We start from the raw sequence: 18,092 nt of genomic DNA, 5'->3' as shown, positions 1-18,092 counted from the left end.
CATCGTTCGCGGCGGCGGGCGGGCACCGAACGGGCCCGCCCGCCGCCGCATTCGGGCAGCCGCGCTGCCCGATCCCGCGCCCCGCGCCACAGCCGTGCAGGTCCGCGGCGGGCACGGCCCGCGGCAAACGGGCGCAGACGGGCGACATCGGGCCCGCAACAGACCTGGTCAGTGCCGCACCCCCGCTGTAGAACTTCCCCCATGGGCCCCACCGGGCCCGAACGGGCACCGCAGGAGGGGAAGCGAGGTGACGGCATGACGCCGAACGAGGCTCCGAGAACAGCGGAGGAGCGCCAGCGGGAGATCGTGCGGGTCGCGCGCGCCACCGGCTCGGTCGACGTGGCCGCGCTCGCCGTCGAACTGGGCGTGGCCAAGGAGACGGTACGGCGGGATCTGCGCGCTCTGGAGGACCACGGTCTGGTGCGCCGCACGCACGGCGGCGCCTATCCCGTGGAGAGCGCCGGCTTCGAGACGACGCTCGCCTTCCGCGCCACCAGCCATGTGCCCGAGAAGCGCCGCATCGCGGCCGCCGCGGCCGCACTCCTCGGGGACGCCGAGACCGTCTTCGTCGACGAGGGCTTCACCCCGCAGCTCATCGCCGAGGCACTGCCCAGGGACCGGCCGCTGACCGTGGTCACCGCGTCCCTGCCGGTCGCGGGCACGCTCGCGGAGGCCGGCAACGTCTCGGTCCTGCTGCTGGGCGGCCGGGTCCGCGCCGGGACCCTGGCGACCGTCGACCACTGGACGACGAAGATGCTGTCCGGCTTCGTCGTCGACCTCGCCTACATCGGCGCCAACGGCATCACCCGCGAGCACGGCCTGACCACCCCCGACCCGGCCGTCGGCGAGGTCAAGGCGCAGGCCGTGCGGGCCGCGCGCCGCACGGTGTTCGCGGGCGTGCACACCAAGTTCGGAGCGGTCAGCTTCTGCCGGTTCGCCGAGGTCGGCACGCTGGAGGCGATCGTGACGAGCACCCTGCTGCCGGCGTCCGAGGCCCACCGGTACTCGCTGCTGGGACCCCAGGTCGTCAGGGTCTGAGAATCCACCTCACTCCCCCATGGGGCACCCCCTTGCCCCGTACATCCTTTATCTCCCGATATCCCCCCATATCCAGGAGCGATCCATGCGTATCCCGAGCCGACGGAGGCCGCGAGCGACGCTCGCCACGGCCGCCGCCGGGACGCTGCTCGCCCCGCTGCTCTCCGGCTGCTGGGTCGGGGCGGGCGGGTCCGGTTCCGGCGGCGACTCCATCAACGTCCTGATGGTCAACAACCCCCAGATGACCGAGCTGCAGAAGCTCACCGCCGCCCACTTCACCCGGCAGACCGGCATCAAGGTCAACTTCACCGTCCTGCCCGAGAACGACGTCCGCGACAAGATCAGCCAGGACTTCGCCAACCAGGCGGGCCAGTACGACGTCGCGACGCTCTCCAACTACGAGATACCGATCTACGCCCGCAACGGCTGGCTGCACGAGATGAACTCCTACGTCGCGAAGGACCCGTCGTACGACGAGCAGGACGTCCTCGAGCCGATGCGCGAGTCCCTCACCGCAGACGACGGCAAGCTCTACGGCCAGCCCTTCTACGGCGAGTCGTCCTTCCTGATGTACCGCAAGGACGTCTTCGCCGAGAAAGGCCTGACGATGCCGGCGCACCCCACCTGGACCCAGGTGGCGGACCTCGCCGCGAAGCTCGACGGCGCCGAGCCCGGCATGAAGGGCATCTGCCTGCGCGGCCTGCCCGGCTGGGGCGAGGTCATGGCACCCCTCACCACCGTCGTGAACACCTTCGGCGGCACCTGGTTCGACAAGGACTGGAAGGCCCGGCTGGACTCCCCCGAGTTCGAGAAGGCGACGAAGTTCTACGTCGACCTCGTCCGCGAGCACGGCGAGTCCGGCGCCGCCCAGTCCGGCTTCGCCGAGTGCCTGAACAACATGACCCAGGGCAAGGTCGCCATGTGGTACGACGCCACCTCCGCCGCCGGCTCCCTGGAAGCGGCGAAGTCCCCGGTCAAGGGCAAGGTGGGCTACGCCCCCGCCCCCGTCGAGAAGACCCGCTCCTCCGGCTGGCTCTACACCTGGGCCTGGGGCATCCAGAAGGCCTCCCGCAACCCCGACAAGGCCTGGAAGTTCGTCTCCTGGGCCTCGGGCAGGCAGTACGAGGAACTGGTCGGCGAGCAGATCGGCTGGGCCGACGTCCCCGCCGGCAAACGCGCGTCGACGTACACGAACGCGGCCTACGTCAGGGAGGCCGCCGCCTTCCAGGAGATGACGAAGGAGGCCATCGAGGGGGCGAGGCCCAACGACCCGGGGGTCCAGCCGCGTCCGGCCCCCGGCATCCAGTTCGTCGGCATCCCCGAGTTCACCGACCTCGGCACCAAGGTCTCCCAGGAGATCAGCGCGGCCATCGCCGGACGCCAGTCCGTCGAGTCGGCCCTGAAGAAGTCCCAGCAGCTCGCCGAGCGGATCTCCGAGGAGTACGAGGGACGATGACCGCCACGACGACGGCCCCCATGGCCACCGCCCCCGTCCGCGCCACCCGGCAGCCTTCCGCCCGGCTGCGCGCCTGGGCCACTCGCGCCCCGCTCCTGCCCGCCCTGATCTTCATGATCGCCGTGACCCAGCTCCCGTTCGTGGCCACGCTGGTGATCTCCTTCTTCGACTGGAACGCCCTCTACCCCGACGCCCGCCGCTTCACCGGCCTCGACAACTACCGCCAGGTGCTGACCGACGCGGACCTGCGCCAGTCGGTGTGGACGACCGTGCTGCTGACGGTGGCGGTGGTGCTGGCCAGCCTGGTCCTGGGCCTGGCCCTCGCCCTGCTCCTCGACCGGAGGTTCCGCGGCCGGGGCGTCGTCCGCACGCTTCTGATCGCCCCGTTCCTGGTGGTCCCGGTGGCAGCGGCCCTGCTGTGGAAGCACGTGCTCTACAACCCCGAATACGGCCTGCTCAACGGCCTGTTGCACTACGTCGGCGGCCCACAGCCGGACTGGATCTCCGACACCCCGCTGCTCGCGGTCGAGGCGTCCCTGGTGTGGCAGTGGACCCCGTTCATGATGCTGATCCTGCTGGCCGGACTGCAGAGCCGGGACCAGCAGCAGATCGAGGCCGCGCGGGTGGACGGCGCGAGCGACTGGCAGATCTTCCGCCACCTGACGCTCCCGCACCTGCGCCGCTACCTCGAGCTCGGCGCGTTGCTGGGCTCGATCTACATCGTCCAGAACTTCGACGCGGTCTTCACCATCACCTCCGGCGGCCTGGGCACGGCGAACCTGCCCTACACCGTCTACCAGAGCTTCTACCAGGCCCATGAGAACGGCCTCGCCTCCGCCGCAGGCGTCCTGGTGGTCATCGGCTCGCTCGTCATCGCGACCTTCGCCCTGCGGGTCGTCTCGTCCCTGTTCCGCGAGGAGGTGTCGCGCGCATGAGCGCACCGACCGTACTCGGCCGCCGCAAGGGCGCCGGCCTCGGTCTGCTGGCCTGGCTGGCCGGGATCGTCTTCTTCCTCCCCATCGCCTGGATGGCGCTGACCTCCCTGCACTCGGAGGAGGACGCGGCGACCAACCCGCCGTCCTTCACGGCGTCGTTGACCCTGGACGGCTACCGCGAGTTCTTCGGCACGGGCGGCGGGGCGAGCCCCTGGCCGGCGCTGATCAACTCGACGGTGGCGTCGGTGGCGTCGACGCTGCTGGTCCTGCTGCTGGCCCTCCCGGCGGCGTACGCGCTCTCGATCCGCCCGGTGAGGAAGTGGACGGACGTGCTGTTCTTCTTCCTGTCGACGAAGATGCTGCCGGCCGTGGCGGGCCTGCTGCCGGTCTACCTCTTCGCGAAGAACGCCGGCCTGCTCGACAACATCTGGCTGCTGGTCGTCCTCTACACCTCCATGAACCTGCCGATCGCGGTGTGGATGATGCAGTCGTTCCTCGCCGAGGTCCCGGTGGCGGTGATCGAGGCGGCGCGGGTGGACGGAGCACGTCTGCCGACGGTCCTCGCGCGCGTGGTGGCCCCGATCGCCCTGCCGGGCATCGCGGCGACCGCCCTGATCTGCTTCATCTTCAGCTGGAACGAGCTGCTGTTCGCGCGGGTGCTGTCGGGCGTGGTCGCCGAGACAGCCCCCGTCTTCCTGACCGGCTTCATCACCAGCCAGGGCCTGTTCCTGGCGAAGGTGTGCGCCGCGTCGCTCGTCATCTCCCTGCCGGTGCTCGCCGCGGGGTTCGCCGCCCAGGACAAACTCGTCCAGGGCCTGTCGTTGGGAGCCGTGAAATGAAGGCCGCCGTCATCGAGTCCGTGGGCAAGGCCGTCGTCACCGAGGTCCCGGACCCGACGCCGGGACCGCGCGAGGTCGTGGTCGAGGTCGCGGCCTGCGGACTGTGCGGGACCGACCTGCACATCCTGCAGGGCGAGTTCGCGCCGAAGCTGCCGATCGTGCCGGGGCACGAGTTCGCGGGCGAGGTGGTGGGCGTCGGCGCCGAGGTCACGGAGGTCTCGGTGGGCGACCGGGTGGCCGTGGATCCCTCCCTGTACTGCTACGAGTGCCGGTACTGCCGTACGGGCCACAACAACCTCTGCGAACGGTGGGCCGCGATCGGCGTGACGACGGCCGGAGGGGCGGCGCAGTACGCGGTGGCCCCCGTCGCGAACTGCGTGAAGCTGCCCGAGAACGTACGGACCCAGGACGCGGCCCTCGTGGAACCCCTGTCGTGCGCGGTCCGCGGCTACGACGTCCTGCGGTCCCGTCTGGGCGCCCACGTCCTGATCTACGGCTCGGGCACGATGGGTCTGATGATGCTGGAGCTGGCGAAGCGGACGGGCGCGGCGAGCGTGGACGTGGTGGACGTGAACCCGGCTCGTCTGGAGACGGCCCGCAGGCTCGGCGTCTCGGCCTCGGCGGCGGACCCGGACGAACTGGACCGCCCGCAGGGCTGGGACCTGGTGGTGGACGCGACCGGCAACGCGGCCGCGATCCAGGACGGCCTGGGGCGGGTGGCGAAGGCGGGGACGTTCCTGCAGTTCGGGGTGGCGGACTATGCGACACGGGTGACGATCGACCCGTACCGGATCTACAACCAGGAGATCACCATCACGGGCTCCATGGCGGTGCTGCACAGCTTCGAGCGGGCGGCGGAGCTCTTCGCGAACGGGGTGCTGGATCCCGAGATCTTCATCAGCGACCGTCTGCCGCTGGAGCAGTACCCCCGGGCCCTGGAGCAGTTCGCGTCCGGGATCGGCCGCAAGCTCGTGGTGATCCCGTAGGAGCGCGAGCGTGGTCTCCCGTTTCCGGAACGGGAGACCACTCGAAAGCCGCTGATCAGTCGGGCCGGGCGGACCGAGGGGCGGGCCGCGGCCGGCTCAGAAGATGCCCTGGCCCGGCACCAGGATCCCCTGCGGGTCGTACGTGCGCTTCGCCGACTCCAGCGCCGGCCAGGCCGAGCCGAAGTGGGTTCGCCAGTCCGCGGGGGTGAAGGGGATGCTGCCGACGGGGTAGTGGGTGCCGCCGGCCTCGGCGGTGGCCTCGTAGGCGGAGCGGTTGGCCGCCAGGAGGCGGTCGATCGCGGCGGTGTCGTCCGGCGCGGCGGCGCTCAGGACGTCGAAGAGGTACGACACGGCGTCGTCGGAGGTGCGCAGCAGCGGGGTGGTGAGGCGGTCGCGCCGCAAGGGGTAGAAGAGGATGACGCCCCCGGGGCCGAGCTCGGCCGGGGTGAGGGCGTCCAGGACCCGTCCGCCGACGGTCGCGGCGGACGTGCCGGGGAGCATGAGGTTGAGCCAGGGATGGGCGTACGTCCAGATACCGGCCTCCTTCATGGCGGCGATGAGGGGGGCCAGCCGGTCGAGGAAGTCGTAGTAGGGCCGGTCCTCGTATCGGACGTCGGCGGGGTCGTGGCGCAGGCCGCGCAGCAGAGCCGTGTCGTCCGGCGCGGGGCCGACCGGCGGGCCGTAGGCCACCGCGTCCAGGGTGTAGACGCGGAAGGCCCCGTCGGCGTCGGCGAAGACCTGTCCCTCGACGTGGTCGAAGCGGCCGTCCTGGACGAGGACGCGCTGGTCGTCGAGGAAGGTCTCCAGGTCGTCGTAGGACAGGTGGTAGTGGCGTACGGTCTCGGGCGCGCGCACCAGGCGCAGGGTGGCCTCGACGATGATGCCGCACTGGCCGAGGCCGGCCAGGACGGCGTGGAAGAGGTCGGGGCGCCGGGAGGGGGAGCAGCGGACCAGCTGGCCCGCTCCGGTGACGACGCGCAGTTCGGTGACGTTGTCGACCTGGGCGCCGTACCGGTGGGCCTGGCCGCCGAGGCCGCCCACGGACAGGGTGCCGCCGACGGAGAGTTCGAGGTAGTCGGTGAAGACGGGCGGGGTGAGGCCGTGGGCGGTCGTGGCCTTGGCCACGTCGCTCCACTTGGCGCCCGCGCCGACGGTGACGGTGGTGCTGTCCGGCCCCACGGGACCGATCTCCGCGAGGGGCGAGGTCTCGATGACCAGGCCACCCTGCACCTGCGCCTGGCCGAACGGGGAGTGTCCCTGGCCGCGCGGCGCGACCGGCAGGCAGTGCTCGTTGCAGAACCGGACCATGGTGACGACGTCCCGGACCGAGCCCGGCCGCAGGACGGCCAGGGGACGGTGATGCACCATGTGTCCGTAGTCGTCGGCCGCGGCGGCGAGCGACGACTCGTCCGTGACGAGCGTCCCGTCCAGCCGGGGAATCCCGGTCAGCTTCGCGCCGGACTCCGACGTGGTCGCGGCCCAGCTTCTGGTGGCGGGATCGAAGCCGATCACCGCTGCTCCGGAGAGCGTGAGTCCGCGGAGAACGGTGCGTCTCGGAACGGTGCGTCTCGACGGCGTGCGGGACATGCGCAGAACCACCTCTCAACCTACACGAAATCTTCAAACCCACGGCAGCCTAAGCGACTTGCACCCGCCGCGTACCGCGTTTTCCCGGTGCTCCGGTCCACCGCCCACGGCAGCACCGCGGGTAAGGGAACGGCAAAACGGCCTCGCTCGTTCACCCGGCATGACAGCTATGACCCCCGGCTCGAACATCCCTCTCTCCGCCGCGCGCGTGACGGTGGACGTCGCCGCCCCGGTGCGGCTCGACGTATCGGGCCTGCTGCTCACCGCCGACGGCAAGGTGCGCTCCGACGACGACTTCATCTTCTACAACCAGCCCACCGGCCCCGGCGTGACGTACCGCTCCGGCGGCGGCACCGCCCCCGACGCGATCACCGTCGACACCGCCGCCGTCCCTCCGGGCATCGAGAAGATCGTCGTCACCGCCAGCCCGGACGCCGCCGGCCAGACCTTCCAGGGCATCGAACCGACGGCCACGATCCGCGACGCGGCCGACAACAGCGTCCTGGCCACGTTCACGCCCCCGCAGCTCGGTGCCGAGACCGCGCTGGTGGTCGTGGAGATCTATCTGCGCAACGGCGCGTGGAAGGCGCGGGCGGTGGGCCAGGGGTACGCCAACGGCCTGGCCGGCATCGCGACCGACTTCGGCGTGACGGTGGAGGAGCCCGCTCCGGCCGCTCCGGTCGCCCCGGCCCAGCCGGTCGCCCCGCCCGCGCCCACCATGCAGCCCCCGGTGACCCCGCCGGCCCCGCCGATGCCCCAGGCCCCGCCGGCGGCCCCGGCCCCCGCTCCCGGCGCCGGCAAGATCAACCTCGACAAGGGCCGCGTCAGCCTGCAGAAGAACCAGACGGTCTCCCTGATGAAGGGCGGCCGCCCCCTGCTCTCGCAGGTCAAGATGGGCCTCGGCTGGGAACCGGCGTACCGCGGCAAGGACATCGACCTGGACGCCTCGGTCATCGCCTACGGCCCGCAGCGCAACCACGTCGACAGCTGCTACTTCGGCAAGCTGACCATCGTGAACGGCGCGATCAAGCACTCCGGCGACAACCTCACGGGCGAGGGCGGGGGCGACGACGAGGTGATCACCGTGGACCTCGGCCGTCTCCCGCAGGAGGTCACGGGCCTGGTCTTCACCGTCAACTCCTTCTCCGGCCAGAAGTTCACCGAGGTCGCCAAGGCCTACTGCCGCCTCCTGGACGCCACGACCGGCGAGGAGCTCGTCCGCTTCGACCTGACCAGCGCCGAACCGCAGACGGGCGTGATGATGGCCAAGCTGATCCGCCAGTTCTCCGGCGAGTGGGAGATGACGGCCATGGGCCAGTTCGTGAAGGCGCGGACGGTGCGCAACATGGTCCAGCCGGCGGCACAGGCGCTCTGAGCAGCCGTACGACCTCCGCGGGCGCCCCGGCTGCGCGGGGCGCCCGCCGCCGTCGTCAGCCCCTCGCCGGCCTCAGCTCCTCGCCGGCCTCAGCTCCTCGCCGGCCGCAACCCCTCCGTCAGCAGCGACACATACCGGCGCGTGCCGCTGCCGTCGGCGTTCGCCAGTTCCGCCGCCGTCGCCACACCGTGCACCAGGCGCAGCACGTCGATCGGCTCGACGTCCGCCCGGAGGGTCCCCTCCCGCTGCGCCGCGCCGACCAGCCGGGTCGCCGCGGCCCGGACGTGCGTACCGCACGCGGTGACCGCCGCGACATCGTCGTCCGTGACGGCCGACCCGAGCAGGGCCTTCATTCCGCGGACCTGGATGATGCCGACGCACAGCTCGTTCAGCCACGCCACCAGCGCCTCGCCCGGCGGCAGCTCCCCGCCGAGCTCGTCGGCCCGCCCGGAGAGCGCCTCGATCCGGTCGACGTACGCCGCCTCCAGCAGCGCCTGACGCGTCGGGAAGTGCCGGTACAGCGTGCCGGAGCCGACCCCCGCCCGCTTGGCGATGTCGTCGAGGGACGCGCCCTCCCCATGCTCGGCGAAGGCCTCCGCCGCCGCCTTCAGCAACCGCTCGTAGTTGCGGCGAGCGTCCGCACGCATGGGCTTGACCTGCGTCATCCAGCAACTCCTCGCGAACCGGGGACTCCCTCCCGCATGGTCCACCACTTCATCCGGTGACACCAGACAGGCGATGCTCCGGCTCGCTCCCACCGGGTCAGAACAGCGCGCTGTACGCGTTCAGCGCCGGCTGCCCGCCCAGATGGGCGTAGAGCACGGTGGAGTCACGGCCGATCTCACCGCGTGCGACCAGGTCGACCAGCCCGGCCATCGACTTTCCCTCGTAGACCGGGTCGGTGACCATGCCCTCGGTCCGCGCGGCGAGCCGCATCGCCTCCAGCGTGGTCTCGTCGGGGACGCCGTAGACGCCGGCGTGGTACCGCTCGTCGAGCTCGACGTCATCCTCGGTCAACTCCCGCTCGACGCCGATGAGTCGGCCGGTGCGGTGGGCGATGCGGGCGATCTGCGACCGGGTCTCGGCGGGCTTGGCCGAGGCGTCGACGCCGATCACCCGCCGGGGCCGTCCACCGGCCTCCTCCAGCGCCGCGAACCCCGCGACCATGCCGGCCTGCGTCGACCCGGTCACCGAGCAGACGATCACGGTGTCGAAGAAGACCCCCGACTCCCGTTCCTGCTCGGCGACCTCGTACGCCCACCCGGCGAAGCCGAGGCCGCCGAGCGGATGGTCGGAGGCGCCGGCCGGGATGGCGTACGGCTTGCCGCCGGCCTCCTCGACCTCGCGCAACGCCTGCTCCCAGCTCTCCTTGAAGCCGATCCCGAACCCGGCCCGCACCAGCCGGACATCGGCCCCGGCGAGCCGGCTGATCAGGATGTTGCCGACCCTGTCGTACACGGAGTCGGGCCAGTCCACCCAACTCTCCTGCAGCAGCACGCACTTGAGGCCGGCCCGGGCGGCCACGGCGGCCACCTGCCGGGTGTGGTTGGACTGCACCCCGCCGATCGACACCAGCGTGTCGCAGCCCTGCGCGAGGGCGTCGGCGACCAGGTACTCCAGCTTGCGGGTCTTGTTCCCGCCGTACGCGATCCCGGAGTTGCAGTCCTCCCGCTTGGCCCAGAGGGCGGCTCCGCCGAGGTGGGCGGTGAGCCGTTCCAGCGGGTGCACGGGCGAGGGGCCGAAGAGGAGGGGGTAGCGCGGGTACGAAGGGAACGGTGCGGCGAGGGACACGGGACCTCCCGGAGCAGGGTCAGTCGTCGGAGTCGGCCAGGTCGGCGAGGGTGCGCCAGATCTCCGCCGTCACGCGGACCGCCTCGTCCACGTCACCGGCCGCGCAGGCCTCGATCAGCCGGTCGTGCAGCCCGGCCGAGCGGCAGGTGCCGCCCTCGCCGAAGCGCCGTCGCTCCAGCCGCCGGATGAGGGGGGTGTAGCGGGCGATGGTGGCGGCGGCCGCGCGGTTCGCGCTCACCCGGACCAGGACGTCGTGCAGAGCGTCGTCGGCGTCCAGGGCGCCGTCCACGTCGCCGGCGCCCACCGCGGCGGCGAACCGCCCGTTGGCCGTACGCATCGCCTCGACGTCCGCCGCGAACAGCCGGGGCACCGCGACCCGGGTGACCAGCTCGTGCATGGCCCCCACCACGGCCGCCGCGTCCCGCACGTCGGAGGCGACGACGGGGGTGACGCGGGTGTAGCTCTGCGGCTTGCTCTCCAGCAGCCCCTCGTCGACGAGCCGCGAGAACGCCTCCCGCACCGGCGCCCGGGACAGCCCCAGCCGCTCCGCGAGGTCGGCGTCCCGTACCACCGCGCCGGGCTCGATCCTCCCGGTCACGATGGCGTCCCGGATGGCTGCGTACGCGCGCTCCCTGAGGAGGGTGCGGGGCACGGGTCGTAGAGGCTCCACAAACTGAAATGTTAGATGTCAATGCACTGTACGGAAAGGGCCCGCGCAGCCGTACCGAAGTACGTGCGCGGGCCCCGTTCGGCTCAGCGCCGCAGGCGCCTCAGTTCTCCCGCGGCCGGTCGGCGTCGCGGGCGGCCTCGAGCAGGGGGACCATCCGGAGAGCGGCGTCCGACAGACCCCCGAGCAGCAGGCGCGGCACGCGGGGTGCGAACCGACTGATCAGCCTCGCTTCTGGCGCTTCCACGGCCCGGTGATCGCCAGCATGATGCCCGGCGTCTGGATGTTGGCGTACAGGATCCGGCCGTCGGGCGAGAAGGTGACGCCGGTGAACTCGCTGTACTCCGGCGACTCCTCGGTGCCGATGTTCAGGTCGTTGCGGGCGATGGGGTAGGTGCGGCCGCTGTCGGTGGCGCCGAACAGGTGCTGGACGCCCTCGCCGTCCTCGGCGATCACGAGGCCGCCGTAGGGGGAGACGGTGATGTTGTCGGGGCCGTCGAAGGCGCCGTCCTTGGACGGGTCGGGGTTGACGCCGAGCAGGACCTTGAGGGTGAGGGTGCGGCGCTTGGGGTCGTAGAACCAGACCTGGCCGTCGTGCTGGACGGGGCTCTCCGCGCGGGCGTAGGAGGAGACGATGTACGCGCCTGCGTCGGCCCACCACATGCCTTCCAGCTTGCGGGCGCGGGTGATCTCACCGTCGGCGAACTGCTTGCGCACGGCGACGGTCTTGGCGTCGCGGTCGGGGACGTCGACCCAGTCCACGCCGTACACCGTGCCGATCTTCGTGGCGCGGGAGAGGTCGTCGACGAACTTGCCGCCGGAGTCGTAGCACTTGGGGGCCTGGAGGATGCCGGCGTCGTCGGCGAGGGCGCGGAACTTGCCGCGGCCGTGTTCGAAGCCCTTCGGCGGGGTCCAGCGGAAGAGCAGGCCGTTGGGGCTCGCGGCGTCCTCGGTGAGGTAGGCGTGGCCGCGCCGGGGGTCGATGACGACGGCCTCGTGGTCGTAGCGGCCGAAGAACTTCAGCGGCTTGGGGTTCCTGTTGGCGCGCCGGTCGCAGGGGTCGACCTCGAAGACGTAGCCGTGGTCCTTGGTCATGCCGTTGGTGCCGGCCCGGTCGGAGTTCTCCTCGCAGGTCAGCCAGGTGCCCCAGGGGGTGCGGCCGCCCGCGCAGTTGGTGGAGGTGCCGGCGATGCCCACCCATTCGGCGACCTGTCCGTCGGGGCGCACCTCGACGACCGTGCAGCCGCCGGCCGCGGCCGGGTCGTAGACGAGGCCGTCGGTGAGCGGGACGGGGTACTTCCAGTTGGCGCGCGGGCCCTTCAGCTCGTGGTTGTTGACGAGGAGGGTGGTGCCGCGGGGGCCGTCGAAGGTGGCCGTGCCGTCGTGGTTGGAGGGGGTGAACTCGCCCGACTCCAGCTTCGTCCTACCGCTGTAGGTGATGATCCGGTACTTGAATCCGGCGGGCAGCGCGAGGATGCCCTTCGGGTCGGGGACCAGCGGTCCGTAGCCGACTCCGGCCCCGCCGTGTGCGGCCGCCGACTCCTCCGCCGCGCTCTCGGAGTCGGTGGACGCGAGGGCGTTGGGGGCGGTGGCGAGGGCGCCGACGCTGCCCGCCAGCGCGACCCCGGCACCGGTGACCGCGGATGTTCTGGCGAAGTCCCTGCGGGTGAGCGACATGGTGTCTCCTGAGACGCTGGATGTGCCGTGGAGGGTGGCGGACCTCGGTCGGCGACACCGTCCCGCCCATGTCTGAACAGGGGTTGAACAGCAGAGGGCGGCAAGGCACCCGCTTGCGTGAATGGGTACGGACCGATTCCGGGGAGCGTACGGCGCCCCGGCGGGGAATCGGTCAACCGCCGTGCTGCGACCGGGCCTTGAACGCGGCCTTGCGGGCCTCCTTGGCGATCCGCTTGTCCGGGTGCAGGCGTCCCATCGCCTCCAGCACGTCGGCGGTGGCCGGGTGCTCGACCCGCCAGGCCGCCTCGAAGAAGCCGCCGTGCTGCTGTGCGAGCCCCTCGACGAGGGCCCGCAGTTCCTCGGAGTTGCCCTCGGCGGCCAGTTGTGCGGCCAGCGTGTCGATGGTGAGCCAGAAGACCAGGTCCTGGGAGGGGGCCGGTACGTCGGAGGCGCCCAGCTCGGTCAGCCAGACCCGGGCGAGGCCGCCCAGTTCGGGGTCGTCGAGGACCTCCCGCACGGCCGGTTCGGCCTGCGCGCCGACGAGGGAGAGGGCCTGCTGGCAGCGGAGCCGGCGCAGCGGCGCGCCCTCGTCCGAGCCGCGGGCGGCGGCGAGCAACTCGCGGGCGCCGTCGACGGGTTCGCGGCGGGCGAGCCACTGCTCGGTCTCGGCGCGGGCGGCGCGCGGCCCCCAGGTGGCACTGCCGTCGAGGAGGGCGTCGGCGCCCTTGTCGGCGAGGTCGCCGACGGCGGGCGCCTCGAAGCCGGCCGCCAGCAGGCGCGCCCGCAGCCCGTACACGCCGAGCGGGGTCAGGCGGACCATGCCGTAGCGGGAGACGTCGGTGTCGTCGACGGGGACGGCGGGCTCCTCGGTGGCCTCTTCGGCGTCTCCCATGAGTGCCTCGTCCACGGGCTGGTGGACGACGAGGCCGATCGGCTCCAGGAGCCGGAACTGGTCGTCGAGGCGCATCATCGCCTCGGAGACCTGCTCCAGTATGTCGTTGGTGGGTTCGGTCATGTCACCGGGGATCACGGAGGCGGCGAGCGCGGGCAGCGGGACCGGGCCGTCGCCGGGGGTGTCCTCACCGACGGTGAGCAGGTAGAGGTTGCCGAGCACGCCGTCGAGGAAGGCGGCCTCACGCTCGGGGTCCCAGTCGAGCTGGGAGAAGTCGACCTCGCCGCCCTCGTCCATCGCTTCGATCAGCTCGTCGAGGTCGGGCACGCTCGCGTCGGCGAGGACCGCCTCCAGGGCGCCGAGCCAGACGGAGAGCACGTCGTGCGGGGAGCCGCCGGTCAGCAGGGCGAGGTCCTCGCCGGCAGTGACGGTGCCGGCCTCGTCGTCGGTGACCTCGACCAGCCCGGCGTCCAGGGCGATCCGCCAGGCCTCGCTCGCGTACGCGGCGGCCTCGTCGCCGGTCAGTCCGAGCACCTCGGCGGCGGCCGACAGTTGCTCGTCGACGAGAGCGCCGCCGGCGTCGACGCGGGTGTCGGGACCGGCCCAGCGGGCGAGGCGGGCGGCACGGGAGAACAACGGGGTCGACAGCGCGTCGCGCGCCAGCTCCGCTTCGGGGTGCAGCCGTGCGGGCGGCAAGGGGGAGCTGTCTGACATCGGCTGGTTCTCCTAGGACGTGTCGTGCCACTCAGTCACTCAGCCTAGACGGATTTCCACCCATGCCGCCCGGTTCATCTCCCAGTCAGGTCCTGTACATGGCTGAAACCTTGACAACTGGCGTGACCAGGCAGGAGATTGACGCGCGTAGAAGTTGGGGGGACAGGTGTTCACTGTTTTTCTCCGCGCGTCCGTCCGCGCCCCACGCCTCACCCTCGTCCCGGCGCTCATGCACGTCCCCGGAGGGAACCCGTTGCCTAGCAGGTCTTCCGCGCGCCTCGCCGCGCTCACCGTCGCCGCCGTCTGCTCCGCGGCGTCCACCGTCGTCATCGCCGCGCCCGCGCACGCGGACTCGGTGCGCATCCACGACATCCAGGGCACGACCCGCACCTCGCCCTACGCCGGCAAGCAGGTCACGGACGTGACCGGAATCGTCACCGGCGTGCGCACCTACGGCTCCTCCAGAGGCTTCTGGATCCAGGACCCGAACCCGGACGCCGACCCCGCCACCAGTGAGGGTGTCTTCGTCTTCACCAGCTCCACCCCGAAGGTCGCCGTCGGTGACGCCGTCACCGTCTCCGGCACGGTCTCGGAGTTCGTCCCGGGCGGCACCTCGTCCGGCAACCAGGCGCTGACGGAGATCGTCCGGCCGACGGTGACCGTCGTCTCCAGCGGCAACGCGGTCCCGGCCGCGACCGTCGTGAACGCGTGGTCGGTGCCGGCGGCGTACGCCCCGGCCGGCGACCCCGCCGCGAACAACTCGATCAACGGCCTCACCCTGCAGCCGCGGAAGTACGCCCTGGACTACTACGAGTCCCTGGAGGGCATGAACGTCCAGGTCTCCGACGTCCGCGTGGTCGGCGCCACGGACCCGTTCACCGAGCTGTGGGTCACGGTGAAGCCGTGGGAGAACCGCAACCGCCGCGGCGGCACGGTCTACGGCTCCTACGACTCCCAGAACACCGGCCGGCTGCAGATCCAGTCGCTCGGCAAGGTCGCCGACTTCCCGGCCGCGAACGTCGGCGACCAGCTCACCGGCGCCACCGCCGGCCCGCTGGACTACAACCAGTTCGGCGGCTACACCGTCGTCGCCAACCAGATCGGCACCCTGAAGAGCGCCGGCCTGGAGCGGGAGACGACGCAGAAGCAGAAGAACGGCGAGCTGGCGGTCGCGACGTACAACGTCGAGAACCTCGACCCGGGCGACGCGACGTTCGCACAGCACGCGTCCGCGATCGTGAACAACCTGAAGTCGCCCGACATCGTGTCGCTGGAGGAGATCCAGGACAACAACGGCGCGACGAACGACGGCACGGTCGCCGCCGACCAGACGGTGACCAAGCTGATCGACGCGATCGTCGCGGCGGGCGGCCCGAAGTACGACTGGCGCTCGATCGACCCGACGAACAACACCGACGGCGGCGAGCCGGGCGGCAACATCCGCCAGGTGTTCCTGTTCAACCCGGAGCGCGTCTCCTTCACCGACCGCGCGGGCGGTGACGCCACGACCGCCGTCGGCGTCACGACGGTCCGCGGCAAGGCCGCCCTCACCGTCTCCCCCGGCCGGATCGACCCGGCGAACGCGGCCTGGAACTCCAGCCGCAAGCCGCTGGTCGGCGAGTTCGTCTTCCGCGGCCGCACGGTCTTCGTGATCGCCAACCACTTCAACTCCAAGGGCGGCGACCAGGCCCTGACCTCGCAGTACCAGCCGGTGGCGCGCAGCTCGGAGACCCAGCGCCACCAGCAGGCCGCGCTCGTGAACGCCTTCGTCAAGGACGTCCTCGACACCCAGAAGAACGCGGACGTCATAGCCCTCGGCGACATCAACGACTTCGAGTTCTCCGACACCGCCAGGATCCTCGAGGGTGACGGCGAGCTGTGGTCGGCGATCAAGTCGCTGCCGAAGAGCGAGCGTTACTCCTACGTCTACCAGGGCAACGCCCAGGTCCTCGACCAGATCCTGGTCAGCCCGTCGATCCGGCGCGGCTGCGACTTCGAGTACGACAGCGTGCACATCAACTCGGAGTTCAACGACCAGATCAGCGACCACGACCCGCAGGTGCTGCGCTTCAAGCCGTAAGGCGCGCCGGCCGTAGGCGGCTTCGACCGGTGCCGGCGGAACACGCCGTTCAGCCGGCACCGCCGCACTGCCTCGTCCGCCTCCGCGCCCGTGTGCGCGGCGCGGTGCGGTCCGGTCAGTCGGGGACGAGGCCCGCCGCGTGCGTGAACCGGCTGCCGGTGAAGCCCTTCACCCCGGGGTATGTCCGCACGCGCTCCCACGGCTCCTCCTCCGGCGCGGCCACGGCCTCGTCGTAGGCCTGCGCGCTCTCCCACTCGGCGTAGTTGAGGACGTGGGTGCCGTCGGTGGCGAGGTGGAAGTGGGCGGAGATCAGGCCGCGGTGGCCGACCGGGTCGTCGGCGACGGCACCCAGCACGAGGTCGACCCAGTCGGCGCGGTGCTCGGCGGCGGACGGTTCGAAGTCGATGCGCACGGTCACGATCAGGCCCGGGACGCGTACGTCCCCGGCGGCGCGCTCGCGGCTGCGGTGCCGCCGGTAGCGGTCGAGCCGGAGCCGCTCGATGCCGGGTACCGCGGTGTCGATCTCGTCGTTGCGTTCCTGACGGTGGGTCCTGACGAAGGCCTCGTACGCCTGCTCGGTCGTCCACTGGGAGTGGTGGAGCAGGGTGGAGCCGTCGTGGCCGGTGTAGAGGTGGTATCCCAGCAGGCCGGCCGAGGGCCAGGGGCGCCGCTCCCAGGCGTGCGCGACGGCCTCGACGGCCCGGGTCTGGCGCTCCGGCGTGCCGACGCGCCAGGTGCTGAAGAAGGGGGCGCCGGTGCGCGGGTCGGCGACATCGGGATGGGTGTGCGTACGACGAGTCATGTGCGCCACCCTCCAACCTCAACCAAGATTCAGGTCAAGTGCGCGGTTCGTGGCCCCCTTTCCGGAGACCCGCAGGTCATGGACGAGGACACGGATGACATGGACGGCAGGGACCGTCCGGGTCGGTTGCCCGCACGGTCGTGGTGGGCGGTGGCGCGGCGCACGGCGAAGGAACTGCTCGACGACGAACTCGCCGACCGCGCCGCCGCGTTGACGTACTACGGCGTTCTGTCGCTGTTCCCGGCACTGCTGGTGCTGGTGTCGCTGCTGGGTGTGGTGGGACGGCGCGCCACGGACCACATCCTCGACAATCTGGGAGAGTTGGCGCCGGGACCGGCCCGGGACATCCTGCGGAACGCGGTGGTCCAGCTCGGCGAGAGCGGCGGCACCGGAAGCGTGCTCGCGGTCGTCGGTCTGCTCGCCGCCCTGTGGTCGGCGTCCGGGTACGTCGCCGCGTTCATCCGGGCGTCCAACGCGGTGTACGACCTGCCGGAGGGCCGCCCGGTGTGGAAGCTGACGCCGCTGCGGCTGGCGCTGACCGTGACGCTGATGCTGATGCTCGCGGCCAGTGCGCTGATCGTCGTCTTCACCGGACCGCTGGCCGAGCGTGCGGGGCGGCTGGTGGGTCTCGGCGACGCGGCGATCGCGCTGTGGGGCGTCGCCAAGTGGCCGGTGCTGCTGCTCCTGGTCGTGCTGATGATCGGCCTGCTGTACTGGGCCGCCCCCAACGTCCGTGGACGGGGCTTCCGTTGGGTCTCCCCGGGCAGCGTCCTCGCCACCCTGGTCTGGCTGGTGGCATCCGCCGGCTTCGCGGTCTACGCGGCCAACTTCTCCCTGTACAACCGGACTTACGGCACCCTCGCAGGTGCCGTCGTCTTCCTGGTGTGGTTGTGGCTGAGCAACCTGGCGATCCTGCTGGGGCTGGAGTTCGACGCGGAGCTGGCGCGGGAACGGGCGGTCGCCCGCGACGGGCGGGCGGTGCGGGAAGAGCCGTATGTCGAGCCGCGGGACATCCGGAAGTGGCCGGTGCGGTTGCGCGCGGCGTGGTCCGGGTCACGCCGCGGGGGCTCGGCCCCGACGCCGCCGTCGGTCTGAGCGGCCGGCGGCGGCGAAGGGCCCGGCACCCGCGGGGGGATGCCGGGCCCTTCCTCTCGTGTGGGCAGGGGCCTCTCGGCTAGGGCGTGTTTCGAAAGTCCCGTCTGCCTGGCGACGCCTGGCACGCACGCTCGCCACGTTGTCGGGACGCCCCGATA

The 18,092-nt window shown here is 71.6% G+C and carries 15 protein-coding genes; 8 read left to right on the top strand and 7 right to left on the bottom strand.

The window, feature by feature from the left end:
- The first annotated feature begins 255 nt into the window (after positions 1-255).
- The 5 genes from ACPT94_RS21465 to ACPT94_RS21445 all read left to right on the top strand — a co-directional run bounded on the left by ACPT94_RS21465 (position 256) and on the right by ACPT94_RS21445 (position 5,254).
- The gene (locus ACPT94_RS21465; protein WP_360340191.1) at positions 256-1,038 is read left to right on the top strand and encodes a DeoR/GlpR family DNA-binding transcription regulator; all 783 of its coding nucleotides are present in this window, start codon (positions 256-258) and stop codon (positions 1,036-1,038) included.
- A gap of 85 nt (positions 1,039-1,123) precedes the next feature.
- Complete coding sequence (locus tag ACPT94_RS21460; RefSeq protein WP_360340194.1) at positions 1,124-2,494, top strand: ABC transporter substrate-binding protein; 1,371 nt, start codon at positions 1,124-1,126, stop codon at positions 2,492-2,494.
- Entirely contained in the window at positions 2,491-3,429 is a 939-nt protein-coding gene (locus tag ACPT94_RS21455) for a carbohydrate ABC transporter permease (RefSeq protein ID WP_360340197.1), read from the top strand. Before ACPT94_RS21460 ends, ACPT94_RS21455 begins: the two co-directional genes overlap by 4 nt.
- The gene (locus tag ACPT94_RS21450) at positions 3,426-4,268 is read left to right on the top strand and encodes a carbohydrate ABC transporter permease (RefSeq protein ID WP_360340200.1); all 843 of its coding nucleotides are present in this window, start codon (positions 3,426-3,428) and stop codon (positions 4,266-4,268) included. The genes ACPT94_RS21455 and ACPT94_RS21450 overlap by 4 nt, the downstream gene beginning before the upstream one ends.
- Positions 4,265-5,254, top strand: coding sequence for a zinc-dependent alcohol dehydrogenase family protein (locus tag ACPT94_RS21445; RefSeq protein ID WP_425246568.1), 990 nt, complete (start codon positions 4,265-4,267; stop codon positions 5,252-5,254). Before ACPT94_RS21450 ends, ACPT94_RS21445 begins: the two co-directional genes overlap by 4 nt.
- Positions 5,255-5,350: 96 nt before the next feature.
- On the opposite strand, the gene ACPT94_RS21440 is transcribed toward ACPT94_RS21445, so the two are convergent.
- Positions 5,351-6,766 (bottom strand): FAD-binding protein, encoded by a 1,416-nt coding sequence (locus tag ACPT94_RS21440; protein ID WP_425246567.1) that lies wholly within the window; start codon positions 6,764-6,766, stop codon positions 5,351-5,353.
- 244 nt (positions 6,767-7,010) lie between these two features.
- Here ACPT94_RS21440 and ACPT94_RS21435 point away from each other — a divergent pair, with 244 nt between their 5' ends.
- Positions 7,011-8,216 (top strand): TerD family protein, encoded by a 1,206-nt coding sequence (locus tag ACPT94_RS21435; RefSeq protein WP_360340251.1) that lies wholly within the window; start codon positions 7,011-7,013, stop codon positions 8,214-8,216.
- Between the two features lie 89 nt (positions 8,217-8,305).
- On the opposite strand, the gene ACPT94_RS21430 is transcribed toward ACPT94_RS21435, so the two are convergent.
- From ACPT94_RS21430 to ACPT94_RS21410, 5 genes are all read right to left on the bottom strand, one after another.
- Positions 8,306-8,881 (bottom strand): TetR/AcrR family transcriptional regulator, encoded by a 576-nt coding sequence (locus ACPT94_RS21430; RefSeq protein ID WP_360340209.1) that lies wholly within the window; start codon positions 8,879-8,881, stop codon positions 8,306-8,308.
- 97 nt (positions 8,882-8,978) lie between these two features.
- Complete coding sequence (locus ACPT94_RS21425; RefSeq protein WP_360340212.1) at positions 8,979-10,007, bottom strand: 1-aminocyclopropane-1-carboxylate deaminase; 1,029 nt, start codon at positions 10,005-10,007, stop codon at positions 8,979-8,981.
- Between the two features lie 19 nt (positions 10,008-10,026).
- The gene (locus tag ACPT94_RS21420; protein ID WP_360340215.1) at positions 10,027-10,677 is read right to left on the bottom strand and encodes a GntR family transcriptional regulator; all 651 of its coding nucleotides are present in this window, start codon (positions 10,675-10,677) and stop codon (positions 10,027-10,029) included.
- A 219-nt stretch (positions 10,678-10,896) separates the two neighbouring features.
- Positions 10,897-12,351: an alkaline phosphatase PhoX gene (locus tag ACPT94_RS21415; protein WP_360340218.1), complete on the bottom strand. Its 1,455-nt coding sequence runs from the start codon at positions 12,349-12,351 to the stop codon at positions 10,897-10,899.
- 172 nt (positions 12,352-12,523) lie between these two features.
- Positions 12,524-13,957: a hypothetical protein gene (locus ACPT94_RS21410; RefSeq protein WP_360340221.1), complete on the bottom strand. Its 1,434-nt coding sequence runs from the start codon at positions 13,955-13,957 to the stop codon at positions 12,524-12,526.
- A gap of 253 nt (positions 13,958-14,210) precedes the next feature.
- On the opposite strand from ACPT94_RS21410, the gene ACPT94_RS21405 reads away from it, so the two are divergent.
- Positions 14,211-16,037, top strand: a complete 1,827-nt coding sequence (locus ACPT94_RS21405) for a DUF8508 domain-containing protein (RefSeq protein WP_425246566.1) — start codon at positions 14,211-14,213, stop codon at positions 16,035-16,037.
- 115 nt (positions 16,038-16,152) lie between these two features.
- On the opposite strand, the gene ACPT94_RS21400 is transcribed toward ACPT94_RS21405, so the two are convergent.
- Positions 16,153-16,839 carry an antibiotic biosynthesis monooxygenase gene (locus ACPT94_RS21400; RefSeq protein WP_360340227.1) on the bottom strand — a complete coding sequence of 229 codons (687 nt, stop codon included), beginning with the start codon at positions 16,837-16,839 and terminating at the stop codon, positions 16,153-16,155.
- 78 nt (positions 16,840-16,917) lie between these two features.
- On the opposite strand from ACPT94_RS21400, the gene ACPT94_RS21395 reads away from it, so the two are divergent.
- A complete protein-coding gene (locus tag ACPT94_RS21395) occupies positions 16,918-17,934 on the top strand; it encodes a YihY/virulence factor BrkB family protein (protein WP_360340230.1) in 1,017 nt (338 codons plus the stop codon).
- The last annotated feature ends 158 nt before the right edge of the window (positions 17,935-18,092 follow it).

It is taken from the genome of Streptomyces aurantiaciflavus (genome assembly GCF_049808595.1).
Taxonomy (GTDB): domain Bacteria; phylum Actinomycetota; class Actinomycetes; order Streptomycetales; family Streptomycetaceae; genus Streptomyces.
This window is presented reverse-complemented; position numbering and strand designations above follow the sequence as displayed.

Coding starts and splice junctions, on each gene's coding strand:
- ACPT94_RS21410 (WP_360340221.1), bottom strand. CDS start 13,957: ATGTCAGACAGCTCCCCCTTGCCGCCCGCACGGCTGCACCCCGAAGCG.
- ACPT94_RS21435 (WP_360340251.1), top strand. CDS start 7,011: ATGACCCCCGGCTCGAACATCCCTCTCTCCGCCGCGCGCGTGACGGTG.
- ACPT94_RS21430 (WP_360340209.1), bottom strand. CDS start 8,881: ATGACGCAGGTCAAGCCCATGCGTGCGGACGCTCGCCGCAACTACGAG.
- ACPT94_RS21400 (WP_360340227.1), bottom strand. CDS start 16,839: ATGACTCGTCGTACGCACACCCATCCCGATGTCGCCGACCCGCGCACC.
- ACPT94_RS21465 (WP_360340191.1), top strand. CDS start 256: ATGACGCCGAACGAGGCTCCGAGAACAGCGGAGGAGCGCCAGCGGGAG.
- ACPT94_RS21455 (WP_360340197.1), top strand. CDS start 2,491: ATGACCGCCACGACGACGGCCCCCATGGCCACCGCCCCCGTCCGCGCC.
- ACPT94_RS21450 (WP_360340200.1), top strand. CDS start 3,426: ATGAGCGCACCGACCGTACTCGGCCGCCGCAAGGGCGCCGGCCTCGGT.
- ACPT94_RS21460 (WP_360340194.1), top strand. CDS start 1,124: ATGCGTATCCCGAGCCGACGGAGGCCGCGAGCGACGCTCGCCACGGCC.
- ACPT94_RS21395 (WP_360340230.1), top strand. CDS start 16,918: ATGGACGAGGACACGGATGACATGGACGGCAGGGACCGTCCGGGTCGG.
- ACPT94_RS21415 (WP_360340218.1), bottom strand. CDS start 12,351: ATGTCGCTCACCCGCAGGGACTTCGCCAGAACATCCGCGGTCACCGGT.
- ACPT94_RS21445 (WP_425246568.1), top strand. CDS start 4,265: ATGAAGGCCGCCGTCATCGAGTCCGTGGGCAAGGCCGTCGTCACCGAG.